This window comes from Mammaliicoccus fleurettii (assembly GCF_003970575.1).
Taxonomy (GTDB): Bacteria; Bacillota; Bacilli; order Staphylococcales; family Staphylococcaceae; genus Mammaliicoccus; species Mammaliicoccus fleurettii.
In genome coordinates, this window is sequence record NZ_RXWZ01000041.1 from 1 (window position 1) to 6,412 (window position 6,412).

Genomic DNA, 6,412 nt, shown 5'->3' on the forward strand with positions numbered 1-6,412 from the left:
CTTCCTAATTTACCTACAATATCACCTATAAATAAAATTCTCAATATTGACATCCTCTCTATACACTATATATTCTAATTCAAAACAAAAATTTTTAAAAGAGATGATTAATATTTTTTTATTAGGGTATTTATAAAATTGACGCTATATAGACATGATTGAAATATGATTGTTTTGTTAACGTTACAAAATCTTACTAGGAGTGTTTATTTAAACATGGGAATTGAAATTCAACCAGAAAAATTTGCAGAATTAGTGGTTAGTGCAAATCCGTCCGTAGAAGAAAATGCAGAAGATATTGCGAAAGACTGTTTAGAATTATACGTTACAGCATTTAAGCTTGCTGAAAAGTATGGTAATTGTGGTGTTAATTCACAAGAAACATCTAACGTCTTAAAAGAAGCTTTAGAATTAGAACTGAACTTAACACATTAATTAATTATAAAATATTAATCCAAAATAACATCTCTACAATAATTGTAGAGATGTTATTTTGGATTATTTCATTATAAAGTTTACAATATTTTCTGTTGTTCCGATTTTGTCTGCATCTAATAGTCTATTCGTAATATTGTGGTAATCAATTTCTTTGTTCTCTAATAACTGTCTTGCTAAAATGCGTTCATCATTACTTGCAATTTCAATATTTACAAGTTCAAATATATCGAAATAAAAACCGATTTGTTGTGAATAATCTTCCGTATCTTCTTGTAATAAGAATATTGGTTTATTCAAAAGTGCAAAGTCGAAAATTGTTGAGGAATAATCTGTAATCATAGCTTCTGAAATCAAGTATATTTCTTGAATATCTACAAATTCATTATAAAAACAATGGATTCGTTCACTCAATTCACTATATATCCGTCTTAAATGAGCTTCATTAGGATGTAATTTAACTATAATTTCATATTCTTCCGGCAAATGTTCAAGTAAAATGATCAGATTAATTTTTGATAATATTTCTCGTTTCTCTTTTCGCCATGTAGGACAGAATAATATAAATTTCTTATCTTTATTTTTAGTAAAGAAGTACTTAGAACGAACGCGATCGCTTTCTTCTTCATTACTTTGTATTAAATATTCATTTCTAGGTGCACCAAGCTCAAGTACTTGTAAGTTTTTATTCTCTTTAAGATCAAATGAGGACTCCAATAGGATTGTATTTATAGCCGAAGAAGTAAGTAAATAATCCCACTTTTTCATTCTCGGTCTAAATGCTTGAACTTGTTCTTTTCTTTCAATTTCATCCCCTAAATCATTCAACATTCTTTTTAAAGGGAAACCATGCCATGTTTGTATAAATATTTGTTCTTTATGCTTAAATACTCTATCTAAAGTATTTCCATTCACTATTACATATTTACATTCTCTAAATGTTCGATTATAAATTTCACTACCGAATCTTATAGGAACTAAATTATAACTTCTAACCTCCATATCTACCAATGCATTTCTAGAACTTACGTATACCTCTTATTCAGGAAAATGTTTTTTAATATAAATTCCTAAATACTTAGGATCTCCACTAAAATTATTACCATGAAACGACTCGATAAACACTTTGTTATGCGAAGGTTTAATTTGATCATATATTTGTTTCATTTTATCTATTTTTCTTTTTTCATATTTCTCTTTAGCAAAATTAAACACTTTTTCATTATTTAAGACTGCTCTTAATAATGGCTTTGTTTTATATTGCTCGTATAAATCTCTACCATATTCAAGCTTTGACTTCTTCCCATTATTGCTCTTTGAAACTTTTGTATTAACTGAACCTCTTTTAAGTTCATTCATACACCCAATTGATGACTCAATGAAATCATTCGCATAATCTCTATCTATAAACGTATCTTTCATCAATGCTACATCTGCAGCTCTTTGTTCTTTAGTATATTTATGATCAATAAAGTCAAGTAGTCGTTTGCAATCGTCTTGTATATTTTTTTCTAAAAATTCAATCGCATGATATTTTTGATAAATTCTTTGAAGAACACCATCTTCACCAGCGTAAATAAAAGCTTTATTTCCTTCAGCAATTGCTTCTAATATAGAATATCCCAACGTTTCATATGGTGAAGAAGAAATATAAATATAATTCTTCGGTTCTCTCTCATTAATATGTATATTATCTTCTAAATGATAATACTGAATTAAGTTCTTATACAATATTTCAGACGGACCATACCCTTTTATATATAACTGAATATCGTCATGCCCTTCAATGTTAACAATTCGATTCATCAATTTTATTACATATGAAATGTCTTTAATATTATCTTCAAAACGAGCTTTAATTAACAAGTTTCTTTTTGTTACACTTGCTTCTTCATTTAATTCAATATGTGATGCATCTACATATTAGTTGAAAACATTCGTAACTTTAAAGCGTTTCATAAAATCATTTTTAACATCCATTGTACTTACTCTAAATGCATCGATAGAGTCCATCGCTAAATCTTGACCATCATTTATATAAGCTAATGGCGCATGAATCTCACCTACAATTTTAATACGATAATCTATCGATTTAATTTCTCTTGCTAAATAAAAGAAAGTTTCTCTCGTCAAAATAACTAAATCAGCTCCGACTAAGTCATGAGCATCCTCAAATAGTTTGAAATTCAAATTTTTATCAAATAATTGTTCATTGATCATGATGTTAAACTTTGCAGTTTTATCAAATTCTTTAAAATTATAATACGTAACCTCATGATTAGATTTAATAAAAGATTTGATTAAGTTGATGTTGCTTCTTGATGTTCCACCTTTTGCAAAAAGATTGAACCCTAGAATTTTGATATTCATTCAATCTCGCCCCTCTTTTAATTGGAGTTAACAATTTAATTTTTTCTCTATATTAACACTAATTTAATATTTAATCTATATATAACAACAATTTATGACATAATTGATAAAAATTTTATTTTATTCTAATAAACACAAAAAAGGAGATAACCTGAGTTCAAGTTATCTCCTTTATATAAACTTTAATGTTACGTTTTTTTATCCCTAGTTAGCAGCCTTAAAAAATTACATATCCTATTCTTTAACAGGTATTAAATCAATTAATACATTCATTATATAGCTTACTATCCCTATAGTAATCGCTATCAGCAAATCTTGAACAATAAAGCAATAAACTAGAATTCCTATTAAGTGACTTATGATTAAATTCATAAATATATATTTTAAAGTCATCATTTATCATTGCCCCTTCAACATCAATATACCACGTTTTCATTAATCGTTTATTGTTTAAGTATTAATTTTTATTTAAGATGATTTAATCATTAATAAAAAACTCCACCAACGACCTTGTTGGTGGAGTTTTTTAGAATTTGTTTACCATTAACTACATAGTGATATCAATAAAGTCTTTATTAGCTGTTAAATAATTACCATCTTCTGTAACAAGTCGTGGTGTTGAGTTATTAGTATAAATAATATTACTGATTTTTATGTTTTCACCAATTTTTAGTATTTTAATCGGTTCATTTTTAAATGATCTCGAATCATATAATTTACAAGTTTTTTTAACTTTTACTTCACTTGGCACTTCAGTTATATACTTATGGTGATTTTTTTCATCAATATGTGTGACAAAATCTTTATTAGCAGTCATTATACTACCATCTTCTAAGACTAACCTAGGTGTACCGTTAGAACTATATTTTATTTCAGTTGGAACAACTTTTGATCCTGGCTCCAAGTTCATAATTGCTTCTTTAAATTCAAGATCTTTATATATCTTAGTTTTTTTAAGTGTAATTAATGAATCAGATATGTTTGTAAAATATTTATTTTTTTTATTTTCTTTCAATCTATTTATAAACTCTACCTTGAAACTTTGTCTTTTCATTTTAAACGTTTCATTATTACTTGGATATGAAGCATAAACCAACGTACTATCCATTTCACCATGATCTACACATAAATTTACATCTAAAGCTTCTAATTGATCGAATTGTTTTTGATTTATATAAATTTTGTCATTTTTATAATCAAAGTCTATGTATTGAGTATTTAACACATTATTAATTTCAACTAAGCTTAGGGCAGTAATATTAATATGTTCTGGTTTTAAAACTTTTATTACTTCATACATCTCTCCATTTATGTATTGGGTACCCTCATAAATTGGATAACAATCTACAGCGATAGGGTTTATGATGTCATAATTATTTTCTAATTCTTTATAAACCGCATCATTTTGGACATAAAAACGCCAATTCCCATATACTACATCATGTGTGAATTTTAAAAATTCATCTTCATTTTCAGATTGGTATAGTTCATACATAGCTGTAAAAATTTTATTTTTTAAAAAATCTTTTGTTTGGAATCCATGTTCTTTTAGTATTTCTTCAATTTCATTAAATAAAATGTAAAATTCTTGTTTATTATCAGATTTCAAGAATGTCTTTGTATGCAAAAATCTTCTAAAGAAGTCAACTTCGACCATTCTAGATAAAGCTAGTTTTTTTAGTGGTAATGGTATATCTGCCTTACAAATTCTTCTTGTGATTTCTTTATTTAAATAAGCTTTGTCCAGTACAGATGTTTCTTTTACAAGTGAAACATTTTCGTCATATCTATTCACGTGATACACCGGAATTGTAGACATTGTAATATTACTAATCTTCGAAATGAGCTCAATGAAAAATAGTTTATCTTCTCCAAATTTCATATGTTCAAACTCTATTTGATTATCTTCTACAATACTACGCTTAAATACTTTCCCAGGTGGTCCAACTGCTCTAAAAATTTTCTCTATTTCCTCAGGTTTCAAATTAGAACTATCTTTATATGCTGTAAACCTTGCATGAAATGTAATATTTTTATTTGTATGCTTATAACTTTGACCTAAACCAAATTCAGCATCGTCTTCATTAACTTTATTAATAAATTTTGGGAACCCTTCTGTATCTAACCAATCATCGGCATCTAATAATGTTAAATACTTTCCACTTGCTTCTTTCATGCCTATATTTCGTGGTTCTGAAGGACTACCTGTATTATTTGGTAACTTAATGATTTTTATAAATTCAAATTTTTCTACATAACTTTCTATTATTTCAACGGAATGATCTGTTGAGCAATCATCTACAAAAATTGCTTCAATCTTCGAGTGATCTATATTTAAATTAATTAATGATTCTATACATTTCTTTAAATAAGGTTCTTTATTATATACAGATACTATAATCGAGACTAACTTCCCCATCATTTTTCCCCCTTTAATCTACTTGATTATTTTTATAACTATTATAAAACGACTCATACTTAACTTTTCCAATACCGCCAACTATATATTTCCCAAATTTTGTTAAATTAAACAAATATGTTATACAAATTGCAAAAGTAACAGTCAATGTAAACGTAAATAATATATTAAATGCTGGATTATCATGTAATTTCCCTAATCTATGAACAATAAAATAGTGTATTAGATAAATAGAGAACGAATAATTACTAATGAATATAAAAAATCTTGGAACATACTTAGTATAAGATGATATTAAAAAGAATACCAGAATAATCATAGTAACATATAGAGGTGTATCTATACGTTTTGAATCTACTAAAGTTAGCCAACCAGATAAATAGTTGAACACAGTTATTACAGTAACAATTAAAGTACCGACTAGAATATGAACACTGTATCTTTGTATATTAGCCATGAATGTTTCATAGTAGTAACCCATATAAAAGCCTAATAAGAAATAACTTAGCCAACCTATAAAGACCATCCATCCTTCTCTTTGCCACATCCAATTTAAATAAAAGGCATCAGGTGCATCTATAAATGTTCGCATTGCCCAAAATAGGCTCGTTATAATTAATGAATAAAAAATCATCTTTATAGGATTCAACTTCACTAAATATTTAGCGAATAACATATGTAATGCGTAAAATTGAAAAATAATGATAATAAAATAAGTTAATGTTCCACCGTGAAACATCATAAAATTAACTGATTCCATATATTCTTTCAGGTTTTCAGGATGACCATACACATAAGCTAGCCCTAAATTGATAATAATATAAGGAATTCCTAAAATAAGTAACTTCTGCTTCACAAAGCCTTCTTTAACTTCTGTCTTATAATGCTTAGCTAATAAGAATTCAGAAATAAACACAAATATAGGTGTTGCATATAGTAATAATAATTGAAAAACTCTTAATAAATAGCCTTCATTTGGCATTTCAAATTTATAGAATGTTGTTGTTATAGTATGGATCATAACAATACTTAAACATGCCATTGCTCTCATCCAAAATATAACTGATGTATATACTTTCATAAATGTACTCCTCTTTAATTTTAACAATTATCTTACTATAGGATTTTTTACAAATAGTTAACAAATGCTAAATAATATACACTAATTATAACTATATATTGTTAAAC

The 6,412-nt window shown here is 26.9% G+C and carries 7 protein-coding genes; 1 reads left to right on the top strand and 6 read right to left on the bottom strand.

What is annotated here, in order from left to right:
- Positions 1 to 216 precede the first annotated feature (216 nt).
- Positions 217 to 435: a hypothetical protein gene (locus CD129_RS03400; RefSeq protein ID WP_078356275.1), complete on the top strand. Its 219-nt coding sequence runs from the start codon at positions 217 to 219 to the stop codon at positions 433 to 435.
- Positions 436 to 498: 63 nt separating this feature from the next.
- Here CD129_RS03400 and CD129_RS13395 read toward each other — a convergent pair whose 3' ends face one another.
- The 6 genes from CD129_RS13395 to CD129_RS03415 all read right to left on the bottom strand — a co-directional run bounded on the left by CD129_RS13395 (position 499) and on the right by CD129_RS03415 (position 6,305).
- A complete protein-coding gene (locus CD129_RS13395) occupies positions 499 to 1,437 on the bottom strand; it encodes a CDP-glycerol glycerophosphotransferase family protein (RefSeq protein ID WP_243832048.1) in 939 nt (312 codons plus the stop codon).
- 36 nt (positions 1,438 to 1,473) lie between these two features.
- Positions 1,474 to 2,340, bottom strand: a complete 867-nt coding sequence (locus CD129_RS13400; RefSeq protein ID WP_338121208.1) for a glycosyltransferase — start codon at positions 2,338 to 2,340, stop codon at positions 1,474 to 1,476.
- 18 nt (positions 2,341 to 2,358) lie between these two features.
- The gene (locus CD129_RS13405) at positions 2,359 to 2,805 is read right to left on the bottom strand and encodes a hypothetical protein (RefSeq protein WP_243832041.1); all 447 of its coding nucleotides are present in this window, start codon (positions 2,803 to 2,805) and stop codon (positions 2,359 to 2,361) included.
- Positions 2,806 to 3,039: 234 nt separating this feature from the next.
- Positions 3,040 to 3,201, bottom strand: coding sequence for a hypothetical protein (locus CD129_RS13155; RefSeq protein WP_157946511.1), 162 nt, complete (start codon positions 3,199 to 3,201; stop codon positions 3,040 to 3,042).
- 151 nt (positions 3,202 to 3,352) lie between these two features.
- Positions 3,353 to 5,224, bottom strand: coding sequence for a glycosyltransferase family 2 protein (locus tag CD129_RS03410; RefSeq protein ID WP_115337512.1), 1,872 nt, complete (start codon positions 5,222 to 5,224; stop codon positions 3,353 to 3,355).
- A gap of 13 nt (positions 5,225 to 5,237) precedes the next feature.
- Entirely contained in the window at positions 5,238 to 6,305 is a 1,068-nt protein-coding gene (locus CD129_RS03415) for an acyltransferase family protein (RefSeq protein ID WP_078356272.1), read from the bottom strand.
- Between the last annotated feature and the right edge of the window lie 107 nt (positions 6,306 to 6,412).

Bases quoted from the DNA above. Each gene is read 5' to 3' on its own strand.
- CD129_RS03400 (WP_078356275.1), top strand. From the start codon at position 217: ATGGGAATTGAAATTCAACCAGAAAAATTTGCAGAATTAGTGGTTAGT.
- CD129_RS13395 (WP_243832048.1), bottom strand. From the start codon at position 1,437: ATGGAGGTTAGAAGTTATAATTTAGTTCCTATAAGATTCGGTAGTGAA.
- CD129_RS13405 (WP_243832041.1), bottom strand. From the start codon at position 2,805: ATGAATATCAAAATTCTAGGGTTCAATCTTTTTGCAAAAGGTGGAACA.
- CD129_RS13155 (WP_157946511.1), bottom strand. From the start codon at position 3,201: ATGATGACTTTAAAATATATATTTATGAATTTAATCATAAGTCACTTA.
- CD129_RS03410 (WP_115337512.1), bottom strand. From the start codon at position 5,224: ATGGGGAAGTTAGTCTCGATTATAGTATCTGTATATAATAAAGAACCT.
- CD129_RS03415 (WP_078356272.1), bottom strand. From the start codon at position 6,305: ATGAAAGTATATACATCAGTTATATTTTGGATGAGAGCAATGGCATGT.